General features: G+C 72.0%; 19 protein-coding genes and 2 pseudogenes. 9 read left to right on the top strand and 12 right to left on the bottom strand.

The genetic code is table 11. The annotated features are described in order from the left end of the window. Positions 1 to 163: 163 nt before the first annotated feature. The gene (locus ACFQWG_RS00460) at positions 164 to 2,152 is read right to left on the bottom strand and encodes an ABC transporter ATP-binding protein (protein WP_380971147.1); all 1,989 of its coding nucleotides are present in this window, start codon (positions 2,150 to 2,152) and stop codon (positions 164 to 166) included. Then, positions 2,149 to 3,888: an ABC transporter ATP-binding protein gene (locus tag ACFQWG_RS00465; RefSeq protein ID WP_380971149.1), complete on the bottom strand. Its 1,740-nt coding sequence runs from the start codon at positions 3,886 to 3,888 to the stop codon at positions 2,149 to 2,151. The genes ACFQWG_RS00460 and ACFQWG_RS00465 overlap by 4 nt, the downstream gene beginning before the upstream one ends. 435 nt (positions 3,889 to 4,323) lie before the next feature. On the opposite strand from ACFQWG_RS00465, the gene ACFQWG_RS00470 reads away from it, so the two are divergent. After that, positions 4,324 to 4,863 (top strand): PadR family transcriptional regulator, encoded by a 540-nt coding sequence (locus ACFQWG_RS00470; protein WP_380971151.1) that lies wholly within the window; start codon positions 4,324 to 4,326, stop codon positions 4,861 to 4,863. 132 nt (positions 4,864 to 4,995) lie between these two features. Here ACFQWG_RS00470 and ACFQWG_RS00475 read toward each other — a convergent pair whose 3' ends face one another. The 4 genes from ACFQWG_RS00475 to ACFQWG_RS00490 form a co-directional block, all read right to left on the bottom strand. After that, entirely contained in the window at positions 4,996 to 5,421 is a 426-nt protein-coding gene (locus ACFQWG_RS00475) for an RNA-binding S4 domain-containing protein (RefSeq protein WP_380971153.1), read from the bottom strand. Positions 5,422 to 5,464: 43 nt separating this feature from the next. Then, positions 5,465 to 6,751, bottom strand: a complete 1,287-nt coding sequence (locus tag ACFQWG_RS00480) for a DNA glycosylase AlkZ-like family protein (RefSeq protein WP_380971155.1) — start codon at positions 6,749 to 6,751, stop codon at positions 5,465 to 5,467. Between the two features lie 4 nt (positions 6,752 to 6,755). After that, positions 6,756 to 7,805, bottom strand: coding sequence for a hypothetical protein (locus ACFQWG_RS00485; protein WP_380971157.1), 1,050 nt, complete (start codon positions 7,803 to 7,805; stop codon positions 6,756 to 6,758). A gap of 64 nt (positions 7,806 to 7,869) precedes the next feature. Next, on the bottom strand, positions 7,870 to 8,481 hold the full coding sequence (locus ACFQWG_RS00490; RefSeq protein ID WP_380971159.1) for a TetR-like C-terminal domain-containing protein: 612 nt from the start codon (positions 8,479 to 8,481) through the stop codon (positions 7,870 to 7,872). 251 nt (positions 8,482 to 8,732) lie between these two features. Between ACFQWG_RS00490 and ACFQWG_RS00495 the strand changes: the two genes are divergently transcribed. Both ACFQWG_RS00495 and ACFQWG_RS00500 read left to right on the top strand, forming a co-directional pair. Next, entirely contained in the window at positions 8,733 to 9,734 is a 1,002-nt protein-coding gene (locus ACFQWG_RS00495) for a DUF5692 family protein (protein ID WP_380971161.1), read from the top strand. Between the two features lie 134 nt (positions 9,735 to 9,868). Beyond that, entirely contained in the window at positions 9,869 to 10,492 is a 624-nt protein-coding gene (locus ACFQWG_RS00500) for an FMN-dependent NADH-azoreductase (RefSeq protein ID WP_291497801.1), read from the top strand. Between the two features lie 22 nt (positions 10,493 to 10,514). On the opposite strand, the gene ACFQWG_RS00505 is transcribed toward ACFQWG_RS00500, so the two are convergent. Continuing rightward, positions 10,515 to 11,558 carry a hypothetical protein gene (locus ACFQWG_RS00505; protein WP_380971163.1) on the bottom strand — a complete coding sequence of 348 codons (1,044 nt, stop codon included), beginning with the start codon at positions 11,556 to 11,558 and terminating at the stop codon, positions 10,515 to 10,517. A 59-nt stretch (positions 11,559 to 11,617) separates the two neighbouring features. Here ACFQWG_RS00505 and ACFQWG_RS00510 point away from each other — a divergent pair. Further along, positions 11,618 to 12,103, top strand: a pseudogene (locus tag ACFQWG_RS00510) (NUDIX hydrolase); the annotation flags it as partial. Between the two features lie 107 nt (positions 12,104 to 12,210). Next, positions 12,211 to 12,651: an organic hydroperoxide resistance protein gene (locus ACFQWG_RS00515; RefSeq protein ID WP_380971165.1), complete on the top strand. Its 441-nt coding sequence runs from the start codon at positions 12,211 to 12,213 to the stop codon at positions 12,649 to 12,651. A gap of 22 nt (positions 12,652 to 12,673) precedes the next feature. Here ACFQWG_RS00515 and ACFQWG_RS00520 read toward each other — a convergent pair whose 3' ends face one another. Further along, positions 12,674 to 13,981: a M18 family aminopeptidase gene (locus ACFQWG_RS00520; protein ID WP_380971167.1), complete on the bottom strand. Its 1,308-nt coding sequence runs from the start codon at positions 13,979 to 13,981 to the stop codon at positions 12,674 to 12,676. Between the two features lie 62 nt (positions 13,982 to 14,043). Here ACFQWG_RS00520 and ACFQWG_RS00525 point away from each other — a divergent pair, with 62 nt between their 5' ends. Both ACFQWG_RS00525 and ACFQWG_RS00530 read left to right on the top strand, forming a co-directional pair. Beyond that, complete coding sequence (locus ACFQWG_RS00525) at positions 14,044 to 14,886, top strand: aldo/keto reductase (protein WP_291497812.1); 843 nt, start codon at positions 14,044 to 14,046, stop codon at positions 14,884 to 14,886. 82 nt (positions 14,887 to 14,968) lie between these two features. Further along, positions 14,969 to 15,481 (top strand): MarR family winged helix-turn-helix transcriptional regulator, encoded by a 513-nt coding sequence (locus tag ACFQWG_RS00530; protein ID WP_380971170.1) that lies wholly within the window; start codon positions 14,969 to 14,971, stop codon positions 15,479 to 15,481. Between the two features lie 71 nt (positions 15,482 to 15,552). Here the strand turns inward: ACFQWG_RS00530 and ACFQWG_RS00535 are convergent, their stop codons facing one another. The 4 genes from ACFQWG_RS00535 to ACFQWG_RS00550 form a co-directional block, all read right to left on the bottom strand. Next, positions 15,553 to 16,005, bottom strand: coding sequence for a GNAT family N-acetyltransferase (locus ACFQWG_RS00535; protein ID WP_380971172.1), 453 nt, complete (start codon positions 16,003 to 16,005; stop codon positions 15,553 to 15,555). A gap of 32 nt (positions 16,006 to 16,037) precedes the next feature. Then, a complete protein-coding gene (locus ACFQWG_RS00540) occupies positions 16,038 to 16,736 on the bottom strand; it encodes a hypothetical protein (protein WP_380971174.1) in 699 nt (232 codons plus the stop codon). Positions 16,737 to 16,864: 128 nt separating this feature from the next. Then, positions 16,865 to 18,052: a methyltransferase domain-containing protein gene (locus tag ACFQWG_RS00545; RefSeq protein ID WP_380971176.1), complete on the bottom strand. Its 1,188-nt coding sequence runs from the start codon at positions 18,050 to 18,052 to the stop codon at positions 16,865 to 16,867. A 35-nt stretch (positions 18,053 to 18,087) separates the two neighbouring features. Continuing rightward, positions 18,088 to 18,690, bottom strand: coding sequence for a MarR family winged helix-turn-helix transcriptional regulator (locus ACFQWG_RS00550; RefSeq protein WP_380971178.1), 603 nt, complete (start codon positions 18,688 to 18,690; stop codon positions 18,088 to 18,090). 296 nt (positions 18,691 to 18,986) lie between these two features. Here ACFQWG_RS00550 and dnaK point away from each other — a divergent pair. Next, positions 18,987 to 20,857: pseudogene (gene dnaK, locus ACFQWG_RS00555) on the top strand (molecular chaperone DnaK). Continuing rightward, positions 20,854 to 21,582 carry a nucleotide exchange factor GrpE gene (locus ACFQWG_RS00560; protein WP_380971180.1) on the top strand — a complete coding sequence of 243 codons (729 nt, stop codon included), beginning with the start codon at positions 20,854 to 20,856 and terminating at the stop codon, positions 21,580 to 21,582. The pseudogene dnaK and the gene ACFQWG_RS00560 overlap by 4 nt, the downstream one beginning before the upstream one ends. Positions 21,583 to 21,615 lie beyond the last annotated feature (33 nt).

Raw genomic sequence — 21,615 nt, forward strand, 5'->3', positions numbered from 1 at the left:
CTTTCCGTGTGACGTTCGTCCAGCCTAGATCCCGGGGACGAGGTCGGCGCCGCCCGGGCTCCCCGCGGGCGCGCGGGAGCCGGTTCCCCGAGGCCCTGCGGCCGCCGCGCGGAGATCCTGGAGACGGCCCGGTCGACGAACCAGATCGCCGAGAGCTCCGGGCTCAGTCGCCGCTCGCGCCGTCCGGGGGATCCTCCACCGCGGGGCCCGCGAACTGGGCCCGGTAGAGGCGGGCGTACGCCCCGCCGGATGCCAGGAGATCGTCGTGGCGGCCCTTCTCGACGACGTCGCCGTCCTCCATGACCAGGATGAGGTCCGCGTCGCGGATGGTGGACAGACGGTGCGCGATGACGAAGGCCGTGCGGCCCTGGCGGAGCTGATCCATGGCCCGCTGGACCAGCACCTCCGTGCGCGTGTCCACCGAGGACGTCGCCTCGTCGAGGATGAGCAGGTCGGGCTGCGCGATGAAGGCGCGCGCGATGGTCAGCAGCTGGCGCTCGCCGGCGGAGACCGTCTCGCCGTCGTCACTGACCTGGGTGCGGTAGCCCTCCGGCAGCTGGCGGATCAGGCGGTGGGCGCCGGTCTCCGTGGCGGCACGGATGACGTCCTCCTCGGTGGCGCTCTCGCGCCCGAAGGCGATGTTGTCGCCGATCGTCCCCTCGAACAGCCAGGTGTCCTGGAGGACCATGCCCATGTGCCGGCGAAGCGCGTCCTTCTGGAGATCGCGGATGTCGACCCCGTCGATCGAGATCGACCCGGAGTCGAGTTCGTAGAAGCGCATGAGCAGGTTGACCAGGGTCGTCTTGCCGGCGCCCGTGGGGCCGATGATCGCGACCATCTGGCCGGGCTCGACGTTCAGCGAGAGGTCCTTGATGACGGGCGTGCCCGGAACGTACCCGAACCTCACGTGGTCGAAGACGATGCGGCCTGCCTCCGCCTGCCCGTCGAAGTCGGCGCCGGGATGGGCGTTGCGCCACGCCTCGGTGAAGGAGGAGGCGCCGCGGTCGGGTTCCATCTCCGGGGCGTCGAGGAACTCGAAGATGCGCTCGGCCGAGGCGACGCCGGACTGCAGCGAGTTCGCCATCGAGGCGAGCTGCCCCAGCGGCTGGGTGAAGTTCCGGGAGTACTGGATGAAGGCCTGGACGTCGCCGAGCGTCATCTGCCCGCTGACCACCTTGAGGCCGCCGCCGACGGCGACGATCACGTAGGACAGGTTCGAGATGAAGGACATGACGGGCTGGGTCATGTTGGACAGGGTCTGGGCCTTGAAGGACGAGGTGTACAGCGCGGTGTTGGACTGGTTGAACGCGTCGGTGAAGCGCTCCTCCAGGCCGTAGAGCGCGACGACCTCGTGTCCGGTCATGGCCTCCTCGACGAGGCCAGAGACCTCGCCGGTCGCGTGCCACTGCTCCCGGAATTGAGGCTGGGCGCGTCTCATCAGGACGATCGCGGCCCACGCGCCCAGGGGGATGACGACCATCGCCAGGAGCGTGAGCTGCCAGGACAGCGTGAGCATCATGACGAGGATCCCGACCAGGGTGAGCACCGACTGGAAGAACTGGTTGAGCGTCTGGTTCATCACCTGGGTGACGTTGTCGACGTCGTTGGACACGCGCGACATCAGGTCGCCCCGGCTGTTCTGGTCCAGGTAGGACAACGGCAGGTCCTCGATCTTGCGCTGGATGCGGTCGCGCATCCGCCAGCCCGTGGCCTGGATGACGTGGCGCAGCAGCAGCCCGGCGATGAACTGGAGGACGGCGGCCGCGATGTAGATGGCGCCGACCTCGATCAGGACGCGGCCGAGCGCTGAGAAGTCGATGCCCTGGCCGGGCGTGACGTCCATCGACGCCAGCATCGTGGCGAGCTTCCCGTTGCCCTGCTGTTCGAGGGCCGCGACAGCTGCCTCCTTGGAGGGGGCCTGGGCGATCATGCGGCCGATGACGCCCTCGAAGATGAGGTTCGTGCCGTTCCCGAGGAGTTTCGGGGCGGCGACCGAGAGGACCACCGCGACGGCGGTGGCGAGGAGGGCCAGGAGGATGCGCGGGAGATCCATGCGGAGCTCGCCGATCAATCGCCTGAAGGAACCTCCGAAGTCCTTGGACCGCGCGCCGGGGGCGACACCGCGGCTCGGGCTCCCGTGGGCGGCGCTCATGCGGCCTCCTCCTCGCTCATCTGCGACGCGACGATCTCGCGATACGTCGGACAGCTCCCCATCAGTTCGGCGTGGGTCCCGCGCCCGACGATGCGCCCGTCGTCCAGGACGACGATGCAGTCGGCGTGGCGGATCGTCGCGACGCGCTGGGCGACGATCAGTGTGGCGGCGCCCTCGGTGTAGGCCGGGAGAGCGATGCGCAGGCGCGCATCCGTGGAGTAGTCCAGGGCCGAGAAGGAGTCGTCGAAGACGAACAGGTCAGCTGATCGGTACAGGGCCCGGGCGATCGTGAGCCGCTGGCGCTGCCCGCCGGAGAAGTTCGTGCCCCCCGCCTCCACGGAGGCGTCGATGCCCTGGTTGAGATCCGAGACGAATTCCATGGCCTGGGCGCCCTCCAGGGCCCGGATGACGCGCTCGCGCTGGGCCTGGTCCGGGTCCGGCACTCCGGACACGGTCGAGGCGATGGTGCCCGAGAACAGGTAGGCGCGTTGGGGGACCATCGCGATGTGCCGCCGCAGCTCGGCGGGGTCCAACTCGGTCGTCGGCACGCCGTTGGCGGTCACCGAGCCGCCGGTGGGATCCATGAGCCGCGGGATGAGGTTGACCAGGGTCGTCTTCCCCGAGCCCGTCGAGCCGATGACGCCGGTGGTGGTGCCCGGAGCGAACTCGAGCGAGACGCCGTCGAGGACTGGGTCCTCGGCGCCGGGGTAGCGCAGCGAGACGTCGCGGAGGGCGAAGGTCCAGCGGCCCTCGGGAGCGGGCGCGGGCCTCCCGGGGCCTCTCACGGAGACGTCGTGGTCGAGGACAGCGGCGATGCGAATCGCCGAGACATTGGCGCGGGGCACCATGATGAACATCATCGCGGCCATCATGACGGCCATGAAGATCAGCCCGAGGTAGTTGATGAATGCGAACAGGGCGCCGATCTGCGACTCCCCGTTCTCGATGGAGTGCCCGCCGTACCACAGGACCCCGATGTTGGACAGCGAGATGATGACGGTCACCGCGGGGAAGATCAGGGCGAACAACGTGCCGATCCGCAGCGCGACCTGGCGCAGCTGGTCGTTCGCGTCGCGGTAGCGGGCGCGGATCAGCGGCTGGCGCACGAAGGCCCGGATGACGCGGATGCCGGACAGCTCCTCGCGCAGCACCGTGTTCATCGCGTCGATGCGGGTCTGCTGGACCTGGAAGAGAGGGGCCAGGCGGCCCATGATCAGGCCGACGACCAGCGCCAGGACGGGGACCACGACGACGAGCAGCAGGGACAGGTGCGAGTCCTGACGCAGGGCCATCACCACGCCGCCGACGCCCATGATGGGCGCCTGGATCATGATGAGGAAGGTCATGAGGACGACCATCTGGATCTGCTGGACGTCATTGGTCGCGCGCGTGACCAGCGAGGGGGCGCCGAACTCGTGGACGTCCTGGGCGGAGAAGTCCTGGGTGTGGGTGAAGACGCGATGGCGCAGCCAGGCGCCCAGGCCCATCGCCATGCGGGAACCGAGGAACACGGCGACGGCGGTGGCGACGGACTGCCCGAGCGTGACGGCGAGCATGACGGCTCCGAGCCGCCAGATGTGGTCCGTGTCGCCCAGCGCGACGCCCTCGTCGATGATCCGGGCGTTGAGGTCGGGGAGGTTGAGGGAGGCGATGGCGGCCATCGTCTGCAGGACGACGACGGCGAGGACCTCCCAGAGGCGGGTCCGCAGGTATTCCCAAGTCAGTTTGGCGAGCATGTGCGTCCATTCATGGCGGACTCCTCCGCGCGTGCGAGTCGCTTCGTTTTTTGAAGGTACCTTCAGTATGGTAGGGAGGGGTCGCATGCCTGTCAACCGGGCCGCAGCCGCCTCCGCATGGCCCGCCATGCGGAGATGATCTCCGTCTCCGGCCCGACGTCCTCCCGTGAGGCCAGTGACATGGTAGGACGGGTCAGGGGCATCTGCCGCCACAGGGCCGTCGCGGAAGACGCCCCCCGCGACCGACGCGGGGCAGGCCCGCGGCGCGGACGGGGGTCCAGGGAATCGTTCCCGACGATGGTCGCGCACCCTTCGCGCGTTCACAGCGCGTTCACAGCGTGTTCCGGCCTTCTCGGTAATCCATTCCGCCTACGATGAGTACACCCGACAACGGGTTACCCAGTCCGCACCACCCATTCATTTCTCGGAGGTCCCATGTCCGTTCGAAATGCCATGCTGGCGCTCATCGCCACGAAACCCGAAGGCGTCTACCGCCTCAAGCAGACATTTGAGGAACACGTCGGAGGCACCTGGACGCTCAACATCGGTCAGGTCTACCAGACCATGCAGCGCCTGGAGCGCGACGGTTTCGTCGACTCCCACAGGGAGACCCACGGAGGTCGGGAGTCGGAGGTCTTCACGCTCACCGAGGTCGGGCAGTCCGCACTGGACGCCTGGCTGGCGAAGCCGGTCGCCCGCGACACCGCCGACCGCGACGAACTGGTCATCAAGCTGGCTGTCGCCGTGGACAACCCCGATGCCGACGTGCCCGGCATGATCCAGCGTCAGCGCAAGGCCACCTCGAAGGCGCTGCGTGAGTACGTCCACGCCAAGGACGCCGCCGAGGAGAACGGCGACCCCTACAACCTGGTCGTGGACCGCCAAATCTTCCAACTGCGCGCTGAGCTCCGCTGGCTCGACGCCGTGGAGTCGAAGCTCGCGGCGTCCGGGGACGCGCAGGAGAAGGAGGACTGATCGGTTCCTGACGTTCGCCCGCCTTCCTCCTGGGCGGGGACGGCCCAGCTGACCGGCACGGGGAGTCCGGCTGCTGGAACGGGTCCTGGGTCCGGCCATGCGGAGAGGGCGCGCAGGCTCGGGCGGGCGACGTCAGGAGTGCTCGTGCGAGTCGCGTCCGCGCAGGCGGTCGAGTTCGCGGCGCTCCCGTTTCGAGGGGCGGCCGGCTCCGCGGTCGCGGATGGGCGCGGCTCCCCCTAGCCTCGGGCGCGGCGGTGTGCGATCGACGGCGCACAGCCGCGCCTGCAGCGCCCCGACACGCTTGATCACCAGCCCCGCGACCTCTAGAACGCGGTCGAACCCCTCGACGCGCAGGCGCACCTCGTCCCCGATGCGCACCTGCTGGCTGGCCTTGGCGGTGGCGCCGTTGACCCTGACGTGGCCGGCGCGCGCGGCCGCCGTGGCCTGCGAACGCGATCTCGTCTGGCGCGTCGCCCACAGCCAGGTGTCCACGCGCACCGAGTCCCCGGGGGCAGGTGCCCCCCGCGGGAGTCGAGGGGCGGGTCCATCACCGTTCACGCGGCGAGTCTAGATGAGCAGCCGTTGCGGGGACGCGCCCGGGTCACAGCACCCGGGCGAGAGCCGCGGCGCCGTTGCCGCGGGCGGCGTCGCCCACGGCGATGTCCGAGAGCCCCTGCCACCGTGCCACACGGGCGAGCTCGCCGCGCAGGGCACGCGCCTGGCCGACGGGCGAGCGGTCGGGGCCGGGCTCCAGCCAGAAACCCATGACGCGCAGGACGCCCGCGGCCCGATCCGCCCGCAGGTCGATCCTGCCGACGATGTCCGCCCCGCGCAGGACCAGCAGGTCGTAGTAGCCGTACGTGCGCTTCGGAGCGGGCGTGTAGATCCCGATCCGGTAGTGGACGCCGAACAGGTCGAACAGCCGGGGGCGGTGCGCGACCAGCGGGTCGAAGGGCGACAGCAGCCGGGTCCGGCCGCGCCAGGGGGAGTCCTCAGCGAGGAGACCGGCGGCCGTGGCGGGCGCTCGCGGGCGCGGAGGCTGGGCGCCCTCGTCCAGGGCAGAGGGGACGGGCACCCACCAGGGGTCGTCGGGCCGGGAGGATGTCCCCGCGACCTCGACGCGGCGGGCCAGTCCCTGGGCCTCCAAACTCGCGAGCGCCTCCTGGACGACGGAGGCGGGCAGGCGGAACCAGTCGGCGACGGTCGAGGTCCGCGCGATGCCGAGCCCCCGCAAGGCGATGCGGGTGAGCTCCCGGGCCGCGTCGGCGGGTCCGGGGGCGGCGTCCCGGTCCCAGAGATCGGGCCACAGCAGCTCCGGGCGGGCGAGGAGCCGTTGAAAGGTCCGGGTGCGTCCGATCCCCACCAGCTCGCCACTGGCGAAGGCGTCCCGCACGCAGGACTCGGCCAGGCGCCGCCCCTCTCGATCCCCCGGCGCGATCTGATCGGCGACCGTCAGGGCGGTCGCCGGCTGGTCGGACAGAAGTCTCAGGACACGGCTGCGACAGGCCTCCCAGTCGGCATGCTCGCGGTACCGGACCCGCGAGCCCCACAGTCCTGAACGTGGGAAGACGCAGGTTAGGCGGGCGATCGCGGGGGTGAGGACGCTGGCCTCATGCGCCCAGTGCTCGACGAGGTCGCCGCCCGGGGGCGTGGGCGTCGTGAGGATGTCCCGAGGCACCGCACCGATCCGCGAGAAGAGCACCATGTCCTGGGCCCGCGCCATCACGTTGACGGAGTCGATCTGCACATAGCCCAGGCTCTCGACGGCGGCGAGCGCCCGGCGACGGGCCTCGGCATGGCTGCGGGCCCGAGGAGGCCGGGAAGCCGCCAGCCCGGCGCCGGCGAGGGCCAGTCCGCGCGCCTGGTCGATCGAACAGGTGTACGACATGCGGTCAGCGTAGCAGGGAGTCAAGCAGGGGCAGGACGCGCGCCGCCGTCCCCGTTCGGCGGCCGGCGCCGCCCTCGTCGTCGGCGAGAGGAAGGGTGACGACGTCCTCGGGCCAGTCGCGAGACCACCCCGCCGGGCGCGGCCACCACACGGGACCGTCGACTCCGGCCAGAGCCAGGTCCCGGACCAGCCTCCGGGCATGGACGGGCCCCGCCGGGTCGCGGAAGGCGACGCAGAAGTGCCCGTCTCGCGGCGAGAGGGGCGCGATCCCGCGGTCCTCCAGCGCGTCATGGAGGCGGGCGGCCTCCGACCTGCGCGCCGCCGTCAGGGCGGGCAGGTCCAGCCCGGACAGGGCGGCGCGGGCCTGCGACGACATCGCGGCGGGGGAGAGCTGGAGGTCCATGAGGTCTTCGGCGCGGTCACGGTCTCCGGCGAGCCAGGCGGCGGTCGCGGCGCGGTCGATCCCCCCGCGCGGGAGCGGCCGGGGGCCGCCGGGCTCCCCGATGGCGCCACCGCGGGCGAGGGCCCCGTCGGAGAGCCCGGTCAGCTTGCGCGCCGACACGGCCAGGTAGTCGGCGTCGACGAGGGCGGGCAGGGGCCACCGGTGCGTGTCGTCGAGGACCAGGACCGCTCCGGCCTCCCGGAGGCCGCCCAGGGCGCGGGACAGCCCAGGGGACGGCGTCGCGCCGAACAGCTCGCAGTGGAGGACCGCCCAGGAGGCCGGAGCCGCGCCGCCGGAGCGATCTCGGCACGCCGGTCGGCCCCGGCACGTCGGCCCGTCCCCCAGGATCGCGCGCTCGAGCGCCGCGGGATCGGCCATGAGGTCCTCCCCCACGGCCACGTGCGCGATGTGGAGGCCCTCCAGCTGGAAGGGCAGGGTCATCGTGACGCAGTGGTAGTCGGGGACGGCGATCCGGGTGATCCCGCGGGCGCGCAGGTCCTGGGCGACGAGCGCCAGCGCGTGCCGGCCCAGCGCGACCGCCGCGGCGCCCTCCCAGTCCTCGGAGAGGGCGGGCGCGCCGGATGGGAGCGGGTGCTGGGACGGGAGGGCCACCCGCCCATTGTCGGCCCCGCGGGGCCTGCTCGCCGCCGATCCGGCTGGCGACGGGCCGGGCCCCTCAGCTCTGCGTCGACGAGGGCGGCGCCGGCGTGCCGCGACGACGGTCGAAGCGCTCGAGCGAGGCGCGCACGGATCCGCGCATGAGCGTCTCCATCCGGTCGACCAGCGCAGCCGGGTCGTCGCGCATGCCGGTGGCCAGCCAGTGCATGAAGTGACCGAGTACGCTCAGCGTGTAGTGGTCGATGATGAACGAGCGGTCCTCGCCGTCGACCCGGAGGCCCTCCTCGAGCTCGCCGACGATGGCGTCCATCATCGGGCGCAGGGCGTGGAAGAAGAAGGACTCGAGCTCCCGGTGGCTGAGCGAGCGGACCACGGCGTCCGCCTCCGCGGCGTGGTCCCGGACGTAGACGAGGAGCTCGAGCAGGCCGTCCGCCCACTGGCCGTAGGAGGCGTGGGCGAGGATCCCGTTGGCCACGTCGGTGCGGAAGACCCACGCTGCCAGGTCGCGGACGTCGGCGAAATGGTAGTAGAACGCCTGGCGGGTGATGCCGGCCTCCTCCGCCAGTCCGGACACCGTGATCCGGGACAACGGCGTGCCGCGCAGCTGACTGGTCAGAGCGGCGCGCAGGCGCTCTCGGGTGGGGGGCACGGTCTGGTCGGGCGCGGGCATCGGGTTTCTTCGGTCGCGGTGGGCGGGAACTGGGACCGAGGTCCCACTGGCGCTGCTCCCATTGTCCCGGACGCCCAGCGTCGGTGCCGGGTTTTCGACAGGTGCACCGAAGTGTCCAGTGACCGCCGACGACTCCCCCGCTTAGCGTGACTCCGCGCGGGGGGCCCTCTCCCGGTCGCCCGGCGTCCCATTGACATCGACCGACTCGCCGCGACGCCGACGCGGGCGCCGGCTGAAGGAGGCACCTCGCCATGTTCCTGTTCGACTCGATCCCGTGGCACGCGTGGTTGGCGTGGTTCGCCGTCCTCGCGGCCCTCATCGGCCTCAACGAGGTGACGCGCCGCTGGAAGCAGGCGGGCGTCGCCATCTTCGTGGTCCTGCCGGTACTCCTGACGGTCTTCGTGTGGCCGGCGACGGCGGGGGCCGGGTCCTCCACCGGCACCTGGTTCCATTGGGTGAAGGTGTACTCGGCCCTGGCCGGGTGCCTGGGCTTCATGCTGATCCGCTATATCCCCCGCATCGCCGCGAACAGGTGGGCGCTGTGCTTCCCGCCGGCGATCCTGGCGATCAACATCGTCGAGGCCTGCCTCCGCGACTTCCAGGTGGGCGCGATGGGCGCCGACGGCGGCGTCGTCGACGGCGTCGTCATGGTCTCGGGACCCTGGAACTGGATGAACGGCGTGGCCGGGCTGATCAACCTCGTCACCATCTGCGGATGGTTCGGCATCTTCGTGTCGAGGGACAAGACGCGGGACATGGTCTGGCCCGACATGCTGTGGTTCTGGATCATCGCCTACGACCTGTGGAACTTCGCCTACGTCTACAACTGCGTCGGCGACCACTCCTTCTACGCGGGCGCCGCCCTGCTGCTGTCCTGCACGATCGCCGCCTTCCTCATCAAGAGGGGAGCCTGGCTCCAGCACCGCGCGCACACCCTCGCGCTGTGGATGATGTTCACGATGGCCGTCCCCACCTTCGTCACCGACTCGCCGTTCTCGGTGGCGGCCTCGCACAGGCCCGCCGCTCTCCTCACGGTGTCCGCGGTGTCCCTCGCCGCCAACGTCGCGGTGCTGGTCTTCCAGGTCCTCACGGTGGCCAGGCGCCGGCGCAATCCGCTGACCGATGAGCTCTACGTCGAGCTGCCCGCCTATCAGCGTGTCCGCGCCGCCAACGGCGCCGGGGACCGCGAGACGGCCGGGGCGGGCGCCGGGGTGGCCGGAACGTCCCGCCACACGGAGGCATCTTCCCGGTAGTCTCGAGGGAGTGGCGGGGGCCACCCACGCGGGCGACGTCGAGCGCGGGCTCACGTGAGGGCCTCCCCCGCTCCCGAGGGCCACGAGCACGCGTGTCGCGCCCTCGGACGCGGACACGGCACAAGGGAGCTGAAGTGGCACGGGTACTGGTGGTGCGGGCTCACCCGCTGAATGCGCAGGCGTCGAGGACGATGCGGCTCGCGGACGGGTTCGTGCGGGCGTACCGCGCCGCGAATCCGGACGACGAGATCTCCGACCTGCGCCTGTACAACGTGGCGGTCCCCGAGATCGATCTCGATCTGCTCAACGGCTGGCGGGAGCTGAGCGCGGGCACGCCCTTCGTCCATCTCAACCTCAACGAGCAGGCGAAGATCACCCTGTTCAACAACTACACCGACCAGTTCATGGCCGCGGACAAGCTCGTCATCGCGAATCCGCTGTGGAACCTCCAGGTCCCCACCCGGCTCAAGGCGTGGCTGGACACCACCTGCGTGGCCGGCACGTCTTTCCGCTACACCGACACCGGCGCGTCCGAGGGACTGGTCCACGACAAGAAGGCGCTCCACATCCAGACCAGCGGCGGCGTCTTCGCCCACCGGGATCCGGCGTCCGTCTACGTGCGCAGTCTGCTCCAGTTCCTCGGGATCACCGACGTCACGGACATCTCCGCGGAGGGGATGGACCACGACCCCGAGCACGCCGAGGACATCCTCGACGATGCGATGCGGCGCCTCGTGGCCTTCGCCCGCACCTTCTGACCGGGTGCCTCGGGAGGCGCGCCTAGCGGGTGCGCAGGACCGCGACCGGCATGTCCGCCGCGCACAACGTGAGCAGGGCCGCGGCGTTGAACGCCGCCGCCGTGGCGACGATCTGGTCGTGCGAGGCCGGTGCGCGCCCGCCGTCGGCAGCCTGGTCCCGGTAGAAGTCGGCGATCGAGCCGAAGGACCAGGTGTCGACCGCGAAGACCTGCCAGGCGCAAGCCTCCTCTGGGGGCTCCGCATCGGTGGCTCCCGTGCCGACCCCGGCCGCGTCGAGGGCCGCGCCGACCGCCGCGGCGTCGATCGTGGTGCCCGGGACCGTGTTCGCGACCACGGCGACCTCCCGGTGGGGCCCGTGCATGATCGGCATCGGAGAGTCCGCGTATCCCGAGATGACGCCCGCGATGTCGTCCCCGCCGGGCATCGTCAGGGCAAGGGCCCCGCATCGGCGCAGGACGGCCTCGGGCACGTCCGCGACGTCGATGCCCCACGACTCCATGAGCGCGACGACGCCGGGCGGCCGCTGGCCGAGCAGCCCGAGGATGGTGGCGACGGAGTCCACAGCCCCGCATCCGCTGTTGCCGGGCGCCGCATGGTCGTCCCCGTGGGCCGAGACCGGCAGGTCCGCGGCTCTCAGGGACGCGCACGTCAGCGAGAGCCATGCGGGCGCCCAGGTCGCGATCTCCTCGCCCAGACCCGCCGGGTCCGCCCCCGTCGCCCGGACCGGCGGCGGCCCCTCCGGGCGCTCTCCCCGCCGCCGCGCCCCGGTGCCGCGGCCGGGGACCGCGACAGGGCGGAACACGCCGGTGAGCAGGACATCGACCACCCACGTCGTGAGCGTTCCCCCCGCCACCCTCGGCGTGGGCCCGCCGTCGGGCACACGCGCGGCGGCGGGCATATCGGGGATCTCGAAGGGGCGCCCGTCGAGACATCCGGCCGGGTAGGGGCGGCTCACGGGGACCAGGGCGCCACCGGGGTTCGCGGTGAGCCGTTCCAAGCCTGCTCTGATGCCGGGAAGCTGGGAGGGAGCCGGCTCGAGACGGCCGATGGCCCCGGTCAGTGTCATGGTTCCCACTGTATCGGCCTGCTCCGCCGCGTGACTCGCCGGCTGGGTAGGCTGCGACCATGACCACTCCCGACTTCGTCCTGGAGCTGCGCCGGCATATCGGCAACGCGCCCCTGTGGATGCCCGGATGCACGGCCGTCGTCACGCGCCCTCGCCGGGACGCCCCCGGCGTCGACGTCCTGTGCGTGCGGCGGGCGGACAACGGGGCGTGGACGCCGGTGACGGGTATCGTCGACCCCGGCGAGGAGCCTGCCGCCGCGTGCGAGCGCGAGGTGCTCGAGGAGGCCGGCGTGGTCGCGCGGGCCAGGCGCGTCGTCTCCCTGGAGGTCGTCGGACCGGTCATCTACGCCAACGGCGACGTCTCGACCTACCTGGACACGGCGTTCTGGCTGGAGTGGGTCTCGGGAGAGCCGTATCCGGCGGACGGGGAGAACACGGCGGCGCGCTTCGCGCCCGAGGACAGGCTGCCGGAGATGAACGAGCGGTTCAGACGCGTCATCTCCCGTGCGCTCTCGGGCGCGCCCGAGGCGCAGTTCGTGGCCGCCGGGCGCGGAGGTCGGGAGCCGGCCGCCGATCGCGGACGCGGCGCCGAGGCCTCCGGCGCCTCGCCCTCCCGTTGCGGGCGCGGCCCGGGGGTGGTGGGATGGGTCACATGACGAACACCCCAGAGAAGATCGTGTACACCGCCGTCGCCCACACCACAGGCGGGCGCACCGGGCGCTCGACGTCCACCGACCCCGACATCGCCCTCGACCTGCGCACACCGGTGTCCATGGGCGGGCGCGGGGACGGCACCAACCCCGAGCAGCTCTTCGCGATGGGCTACGGCGCCTGCTTCCAGGGCGCGATGGGCCTGGCGGCCAAGGATCCGGCCGCAAAGGCGGCCGTCCGGGACTCCGTCGTGCGGACCTCCGTGTCTCTCGGCCCGGAGGGCGAGTCCTACGCCATCGCCGTCACCATCGAGGTCCGCCTGCCGGGCCTGGACCCGGCCGAGGCGCAGCGCCTGGTCGAGCGCACCCACGAGCTGTGCCCCTATTCGAAGGCCACCCGCGGCAACGTCCCCGTCACCGTCAGGGCGGTGGACGCCCTCTGACCCGTCCCAGCGGGCGCAGGGCTCAGGCGCCCTGCCAGTAGGCCTCGATCGCGCGGGAGAGGCCGGCGAGATCGTCGACGTGGCTCATCTCGCGGGCCGAGTGCATCGACAGCAGGGCGATCCCCACGTCGACGGTCGTCACGCCCAGGCGCGTCGCGGTGATCGGGCCGATCGTGGATCCGCAGGGCACCGCGTTGCTCGAGACGAACTTCTGGTGGGCGACCCCAGCCGCCTCGCAGGCGCGGTTCCACAGGGCCGTGCCCACCGCGTCCGTCGCGTAGCGCCGGCTCGCGTTGATCTTGAGCATCGGGCCGCGGCCCATGACCGGTTGGGTGTCGGGGTCGTGACGGTCGGGATAGTTGGGGTGGACCGCATGACCGGCGTCGGAGGAGACGCACGAGGACGCCGCGAGCATCCGCGCCGCCTCATCGGCGTCGCGCCCCAGCGCCCCGGCCGTGCGCCGCAGGACGTCCTCAAGCACCGGTCCCGCCGCGCCGGATCGAGTGGAGGAGCCGACCTCCTCGTGGTCGAAGCAGGCGAGGACCGCCACGTCGCCGGCCCGGGGCAGCCCGGCGCCGGCGATCCGCTCCAGCGCGGTGAGCCCCGCGTGGACGGAGGAGAGGTCGTCCTGGCGGCCCGAGGCGAGGAACTCGCCCTCGGGCCCGAAGAACCCGGGGCCCTGGGAGGGCACGAGGAAAAGGTCGGCGGCGGCGATGTCGGCGGCCGAGGCGAGCCCGGCGTCGCGGGCCACGATGTCCATGACGTCGGCGCCGGGGCGGTCCACGGTCCACACGGGGTGCAGGTGGCGCTGCGGGTCCAGCCGGAGCCCGTCGGGGTTGACGCTCCGGTCGAGGTGGATCGCGAGCTGGGGGATGCGGGCCAACGCGCCGGTCCGCACCAGCACCTGGCGTCCGTCGCGGGTGAGGACCCGGCCGGCAACGGCCAGCTCCCGGTCCAGCCACGAGTTCCAGATCATGCCGCCGTAGACCTCGACGCCCAGCTGGCCCCACCCGTCGGGGGTCGTTGTCGAGGGATTGGGCTTGAGCGAGAACATCGGGGAGTCCGTGTGCGCGCCGACGATGCGGAATCCCGCGTCCTCCGCGACGGTCGCAGGAACGACCCAGGCCAGGGCGGCCCCGTCCCGGACCATGACGTGCCCGCCGGGGGAGGCGTCCCAGGGGCGCCGTTCGTCCTGGCGGGCGAACCCGGCGTCGACGAGGCGCTGGGCGACCAGGTCGGCGGCGTGGAAGGAGGTCGGGCTGTCGGCCAGGAAATGGGCGTAGTCGACGGCGTGGGACTGGGCGGGAGTGAGTTCGCGGCGGGCGGGCATGGCTCCATGGTAGGCGGGGCGCCCGGCCCGCCCGACGAGGGCGGCGCGGCTACGCTTGCCCCATGGACATCGAGATCCCGACGTACACGCTCAATGACGGCAACTCACTTCCCGCCATCGCACTGGGGACGTACAAGCTCCGCGGCGCCCAAGGCGTGGACGCCATCGTCTCCGGCATCCGCGCCGGCTACCGGCTGCTCGACTCGGCGTTCAACTACGACAACGAGGGGGCGCTGGGCGAGGCCGTGCGCCGGGCGGGCGTGCCCCGCGAGGAGCTTCGGCTCACCTCGAAGCTGCCGGGGCGCTACCAGGAGCACGACCTGGCCGTCGCCGCCGTCCGCGAGTCCCTCTACCGGGCGGGACTGGACTACTGGGACCTCTACCTCATCCACTGGCCGCTCCCGCGGGTCGACCGGTACGTGGAGGCCTTCCAGGCGCTCGTCGAGTCGCAGAAGGAGGGGTTGATCCGCTCCGTGGGCGTCTCGAACTTCCTGCCCGAGCACCTCCGCCGCGTCATCGACGAGGTCGGCGTCGTCCCTGCCGTCAACCAGATCCAGCTGCTGCCGACCTTCCCCCAGACCGACCGGCTCCGCCTCCATGAGGAGCTCGGGATCCGCACGGAGTCCTGGAGCCCGCTGGGCCGAGGCAACGCGGTGGCCTCCGATCCGGTGGTCGTCAGCGTTGCGGCGGCCCACGGGGTCACCCCGGTCCAGGCGATCCTGAGGTGGCACACGCAGCTGGGCACGATCCCCCTGCCGAAGTCCTCCCATCCGCAGCGCCAGCGGGAGAACCTCGACGTCTTCGGTTTCGAGCTTTCCGAGGACGAGATGGCGGCGATCACGGCGCTCGGGCGGCCGGACGGGCGCGCCCTCGACCTGGATCCCGCCGTCCACGAGGAGTTCTGACCGCCTTCGGGTCTTTCCCGCCCTCGTCGGATGTGAGACGTTGGTCCATTGTTGCGCGATCAACGATTGCTAGGATGGCCGCATGTCCCAGACCACGACCGCCGCCGCGCCCATCCGCTCCGAGACGCGCCTGGCACCGGAGGACTCCGGGGCCTGGCGCAGCTGGGTCCTCGCGGGCCGCGCGCTCACGACCGCCCTGGACCGGACGCTGGGCGAGGAGGAGCAGCTCACGCTCATCGACTTCGAGTTGCTCACGGAGCTGCGCGGGTCGGAGGAGGCCTGCCGGATGTGCGACCTCGGAGCCTCGGTGGCCCTCACGCGCTCGGGCGCGACCCGTGCGATCACGCGCCTGGAGAAGGTCGGCCTCGTGCGGCGCCTGCCCTCGCCGACCGACGGGCGCTCGACCGTCGTCAAGCTCACGCCCGAGGGCCGCAGGCGTCAGACGTCCGCGTCGCGCGTCTTCGCGCGCGTGACGCAGGAGCACTTCTTCGCGCTGCTGGGCGCCGACGACCGCGAGGTCCTGGAGCGGACGTCGGACCTCATCCGCCGCTCGGTGATGGGGGCGCCGATCTGCCGCAGCGAGCTGGCGGGCTGATCCGGCCCGTCCGCCGGAGTCAGGGCCGCCCTCGTCGCGGGGCGTCTCCGGGGAGCCCGCGTCCGGGGCGGTCAGCTCTCCAGGGCGAAGCGGTAGACGTTCGTCTCGCGCTGGACGAACCCGCAGCGCCGGTAGAGCCGGTTGGCGGCCTCCCGCGAGGGACGCGAGGTGAGGTCGACGGTCCGGCACCCCAGGGACCGGGCGTGGGCGAGCGCCGCCTCGACGAGCCGCTGCCCGGCACCCTGGCCGCGCGCCTCCTGGTCGACGACGACGTCCTCGATCCAGGCGCGCAGGCCGGTCGGGATCTCAAAGACGGCCAGCGAGAGCATCCCGAGGATGGGGCCCGCGCCGTCGCCGTCGGGCCGGTCGGGGCGGAAGGCGAGGAGATGGACGCTCTGCTGGGAGACGAGGCGCTCGACCCCCGGGGCGTCCAGCGGCGCGGCGGTGCGCGAGAGCTGCGGGATCAGGCGCGACATGGCCTGGACGAGCTCCGGGGTGGAGGATGTGACGAGTTCGACGGACATGGCGCTCCTCGTGTGGTGTGTGCGCGTCGAGTCTAGAGGGTCGGCGCGAGGTCCACGGTTCGCTGAGAGGCCCGCGATTCGGCGGGCAGGCGGATCGGGACCCGGACCATCGGGACCCGGCGCCCCGCCAGGGCCAGGCCCAGACGGCTTCCCCCCGCCGTGGACAGCCACGCCACCTGGTCCGCGGGCACGCCGCACAGGCCCGTGGGCGCGTCCGCGATCCGCCCGCGGGTCACGCCTGTGGCGAGGCTCGCGGCCGCATCGCCGAGATGCCGACGCCGGAGCGTCCCGCCGGAGGCCTCGTGCACCGCGAGCGTGATCCTGCCCATCCGGGCCAGGACGGCGCCCACGCACAGGATGTCGTCCACGGTGGACCGCCCGTCGGCGTCGGCCGCGATCACGCCCCGCCCGGGGTGGACGGCGACGACGTGGGCGAGGCCCGTCCGCAGGGCCCGCCTCCTGCCGCCGTGCCGGGAGCGGACGACGACCTCCGCCCCGGCCGCCCGCGCCGCGTCGAGGAACCCTCGCCGGCCGGGAGCCGACCCGTCGTCGACGACGACCACGGGCGGGTCGGCGGTGCTGCGGTGGAGCGCCCCGACCAGGTCCACCAGCCGCTGGCCGGGACGGAAGACGGGGATGAGGACGACGGCCGGGCCCTCCGTCCGGGGCACAGTGGCGCGGAGGAGTGTCGGAGGGCGGCCGGAGGCGCTCGCTGAGCGGTCATCTGTCATGGTCACAGGCTTCCCGGCGGACCTCGGCGCGCAATGTGGCCCTGCTGTGGCGGACCTGTGGAGGCGCACCGGGGACGAGGGCGCCTCCTTCGGGTCGGGCCGGCGTCCCGATGCCGGGGCGGAGGCGCTCAGGCGGCGCGTCGGAGGAGGACCGCGACCTCGGCATGGGCGGTGTGGGGGAACATGTCGAACAGCCGGGCGGCGACGGGGCGGAGGCGGGGCATGGCCGCCAGGTCGCTGGCGAGGGTCGCTGGGAAGCAGGAGCTGTAGACCACGCGGGCGACCCCCGATCCGTCGAGCCACCGGGCCAGATCCTCCCCGATGCCCCGGCGCGGGGGATTGACCACGACGGCGTCGGGGACGCGGCCTTGCGAGCGGGCCCAGCGCGTGGCGTCCGCCGCGACGAAGCGGACGGCGTCCGGCGCCAGTCCCAGACCTGCGGCGGCCTCGCGCGCGGAGTCGATGGCCTGACCGGAGATCTCGATCCCGGTGACGGCGGGCACGCCGGCGCGCGCCGCGTGCAGGGCGAAGCCCCCGACCCCGCAGTAGAGGTCCCACAGCTCACGCGGCGCCCCCGGGGCTGCGCCGTCGGCGCCGCCAGCGGGCGCCCCCCCGGTGAGCCAGGCGGACGCCTGACGATACAGCTGCGAGGCGACGGCGGTGTTCGTCTGGGTGAAGCTGCGCGGCCCGACGCGCAGCACGATGTCCCCGACGGGCATCGGCAGGGTGGCCGCGTCGGTGAGGACGACCTCCTCGGGGCCCTCGATGATGGCCTCGTGGGTGGGATGGATGTTCGCGGTGACCACGGTCGCGCCGGGGACGAGCTCGCGCAGGAGGGGCAGGCCGCGTCGCAGCGTGCCCAGCTGGCGGCGGGAGCGCAGGACGAACCGGATCAGCAGGGCACCGTCGTCGGCGCAGGTCGCGAGGATGTACTTGAGCTCCCCGCGGCGGCGGGGCACGTCATAGGGGAGGAGGCCCGTCCGGCGGATGAACCGCGAGAGGCCGGGCATGGCGCTGGCCAGCGGGGGCGCCATGATCGGGCATGCGCTGAGGTCGACGCCGCGCAGCCCGGCGTCGAGGACGCCGAGCGTCGGCCGGTCGATGGTCCCGCCCACCGCCATCTTCGCCTTGGTCCGGAATCCGGCGGGCGCCGAGGTGGCCGGGGGGAGCCAGGCGATCCCCTCCGCGCCGGTCACGCCGGCGGCGGCCAGGGCGCGCACGACCGCGTCCTGCTTGGCGGCGACCTGTTCGGCGTAGGGGCGCGCGATCCAGGTGCACGACCGGCAGACTCCCGAGCGGTGGTACGCGCACTCCACGCGGCGATTGTCCCATGGCGCGGGACGGGCGCCGGTCAGTGCGGGGGCCGGTGGGGCGCGATGGTCGTGTCGGCGAGCTTCGTCGACAGCGACCGCAGGGTGAACAACTCGTCGGCGTCGAGGCCGGTGGCGGAGAGGAGCTGCTCCTGGATCTCCTGGGCGTGGACGCGCATCGCGTCCCCGCGCTCGGTGAGGGTGATGACCACGCGGCGCTCGTCGGAGCGGTCGCGGGTCCGCAGGACCAGTCCATGCTGGGTGAGCCGGCGGAGCAAGGGCGAGAGCGTCCCGGAGTCCAGGCACACGCGGTCCGACAGGTCGCGGACCGGGACCCTGTCGCGGTCCCACAGGGCGAGCATCACCAGGTACTGGGGGAAGGTGAGGCCGTAGGGATCCAGGATGGATCGGTACACCGCGCCCAGGGCGTGGGAGGCGCGATACAGGGAGAAACACACCTGGCGGTCCAGCAGAGTCGCATCCGGTTTCGGATCGTTCAGCGGCGAGTCGCGCACCACGGGCAGCGGGCTGCGGGGGAAGGCGGCGGATCCGGCGGCCTCCCCGGGGGGAGCGGCCTCTCCTTCGGGCGTCCCCGCCCCGCGCCAGGCGGGTCCGGGTCCCGACAACGCATGTGACGTGCCCATGCCGCGCAGTATCGCATTCCGGTCGGTTGCGCGCAAAAAGAGTCGGGGACGTCCGGGACGGGGGCGTCGGCGCGCCTGTCGAGGGCGGGCCCGGCAGGCGCTTCCAGCGGGCAGGGAATGAGGTGCCCGCGTCCAGAGTTGAGTACATGAGACTCAAGTCTGAGCGTCCGCGCTTGCCACACCGCATCCGAACCTCTAGACTTGAGTGCAACAGGCTCAATCATACATCTCGAACGGCTGCGGGATCGCCGCCACAGCGGGGTCCGCCGGGCGGCCGCACGAAAGGAACATCAGACATGGCACGAGCAATCGGCATCGACCTGGGCACCACCAACTCCGCGATTGCGGTGCTGGAGGGCGGCGAGCCCACCATCATCGCCAACGCCGAGGGGGGCGAACGACCCCATCGGTCGTGGCGTTCCTGAAGTCGGGCGAGGTCGTGGTCGGCGAGATCGCCAAGCGCCAGGCCGTCACCAACGTCGACCGCACGATCTCCTCCGTCAAGCGCCACATGGGCACCGACTGGAGCGTGGCGATCGACGGCAAGAAGTTCACGGCCCCCGAGATCTCGGCGCAGATCCTCATGAAGCTCAAGCGGGACGCGGAGGCCTACCTGGGCGAGCCCGTCACCGACGCGGTCATCACCGTCCCCGCCTACTTCAACGACGCGCAGCGTCAGGCTACGAAGGACGCCGGCCAGATCGCCGGCCTCAACGTCCAGCGCATCGTCAACGAGCCCACCGCGGCCGCGCTGGCCTACGGCCTCGAGAAGGGCAAGGAGGACGAGCTCATCCTCGTCTTCGACCTGGGCGGCGGCACCTTCGACGTGTCTCTGCTGGAGATCGGCAAGGACGACGACGGGTTCTCCACGATCCAGGTGCGCGCGACCGCCGGCGACAACCGCCTCGGCGGCGACGACTGGGACCAGCGCATCGTCGACTGGCTGATCGGCCAGGTGAAATCCAAGACAGGCGCCGACCTGTCGAAGGATCCGGTCGCGCTTCAGCGGCTCAAGGAGGCGGCCGAGCAGGCGAAGAAGGAACTGTCCTCCGCGACCAGCACCAACATCTCGCTGCAGTACCTGTCGATGACGGCCGAGGGCCCGATCCACCTCAACGAGACGCTGTCCCGCGCGAAGCTCGAGGACCTGACCTCCGACCTGCTCGAGCGCACGAAGAAGCCGTTCCACGATGTCCTGCGCGACGCGAACGTGACGGTGTCCGACATCGACCACGTGGTCCTGGTCGGCGGTTCCACCCGTATGCCCGCCGTCGTCGACGTCGTCAGGGAGCTCACCGGCGGCAAGGAGCCCAACAAGGGCGTCAACCCCGACGAGGTCGTGGCCGTGGGCGCGGCCCTGCAGGCCGGCGTCATCCAGGGCGATCGCAAGGACGTCCTGCTCATCGACGTCACGCCTCTGAGCCTCGGCATCGAGACCAAGGGCGGGGTCATGACCAAGCTCATCGAGCGCAACACGGCCATCCCGACGAAGTCCTCCGAGGTGTTCTCCACCGCAGAGGACGGCCAGCCCTCCGTGCTCATCCAGGTCTACCAGGGGGAGCGCGAGTTCGCCCGCGACAACAAGCTGCTCGGCACCTTCGAGCTGGGCGGCATCGCGCCGGCCCCGCGCGGCGTCCCGCAGATCGAGGTCACCTTCGACATCGACGCCAACGGCATCGTCCACGTCTCCGCGAAGGACAGGGGGACCGGCAAGGAGCAGTCGGTGACGATCACCGGCGGGTCCGCCCTGCCCAAGGAGGACATCGACCGCATGGTCAAGGAGGCCGAGGCGCACGCGGCCGAGGACAAGAAGCGCCGCGAGGACACCGACACCCGCAACATGGCCGAGCAGACGGTCTACTCCATGGAGAAGCTGCTCAAGGACAACGCGGACAAGGTCTCCGAGGGCACCCGCGACCTCGTCCAGAAGGACGTCGACGCGCTCAAGGAGGCGCTGAAGGGCGAGGACATCGAGGCCGTGAAGGCCGCGATGGAGAAGCTCAACGAGTCCGGAATGAAGATCGGCCAGGAGGTCTACTCCGCGCAGCAGGCCTCCGAGGCCCAGGGCGCCGCGCCGGACCAGGACGGCGCGCCGTCGGAGGGGACGAAGCCCGCCGATGACGACGTCATCGACGCCGAGATCGTGGACGAGGATGACGACAAGTGACAGAGGACCCGCATCGGCGCGACGACCCGGCGCCCGGGCAGGAGCCGGACGGGTCGGCGGACCCGGCGGCTGCCGGGTCGGGTGACGCCGGCTCGACCGCTCCGGATCCGGCGGCCGCGGACGCGGCGGAGGCGGCCCCCGCGCCGGGGGAGCCTCCCGCAGGGGAGGCGTCGTCCTCGTCCGGGCGGCAGGCGGACGAGGACGGCCCCGCCTCGCCGCAGGACGCGGCACCGGACATGTCGGCCTTCGAGGAGGACGTGGAGGACTCCGAGCTCGCCGCGGCCGTCGTCCAGGTGGACAAGCTGGGCGACGACCTGGCCCACGCCAGAGCCGACCTGTACAACCTCAACCAGGAGTACGGGAACTACGTGCGCCGCTCGAAGGAGGCCGCCTCCCAGGCGCGCGTCGCGGGGCAGGAGGAGGTCGTCTCGGCGCTCATCAGCGTCCTCGACGACATCGACGCCGCACGCAGCCACGGGGAGCTGGCGGACGGGCCGTTCGCCGCGATCGCCCGGAAGCTGGAGGAGACCCTCGGCACCCGCTTCGCGCTGGAGCGCTACGGCGAGGCCGGCGATGACTTCGACCCGCAGGTCCACGAGGCGCTCCTCGCGCAGGCCAGTCCCGAGGTCGACCATCCCGTGGTGGGACAGGTCCTCCAGCCGGGCTACCGGATGGGCGAGAGGATCCTGCGCGCGGCCAAGGTGATGGTCCACAACCCGCAGTGAGGCCGTCTTCCACGATCGATCCGAATCCAACAT

This window comes from Schaalia naturae (assembly GCF_042665795.1).
In the GTDB taxonomy this organism is placed as follows: Bacteria; Actinomycetota; Actinomycetes; order Actinomycetales; family Actinomycetaceae; genus Pauljensenia; species Pauljensenia naturae.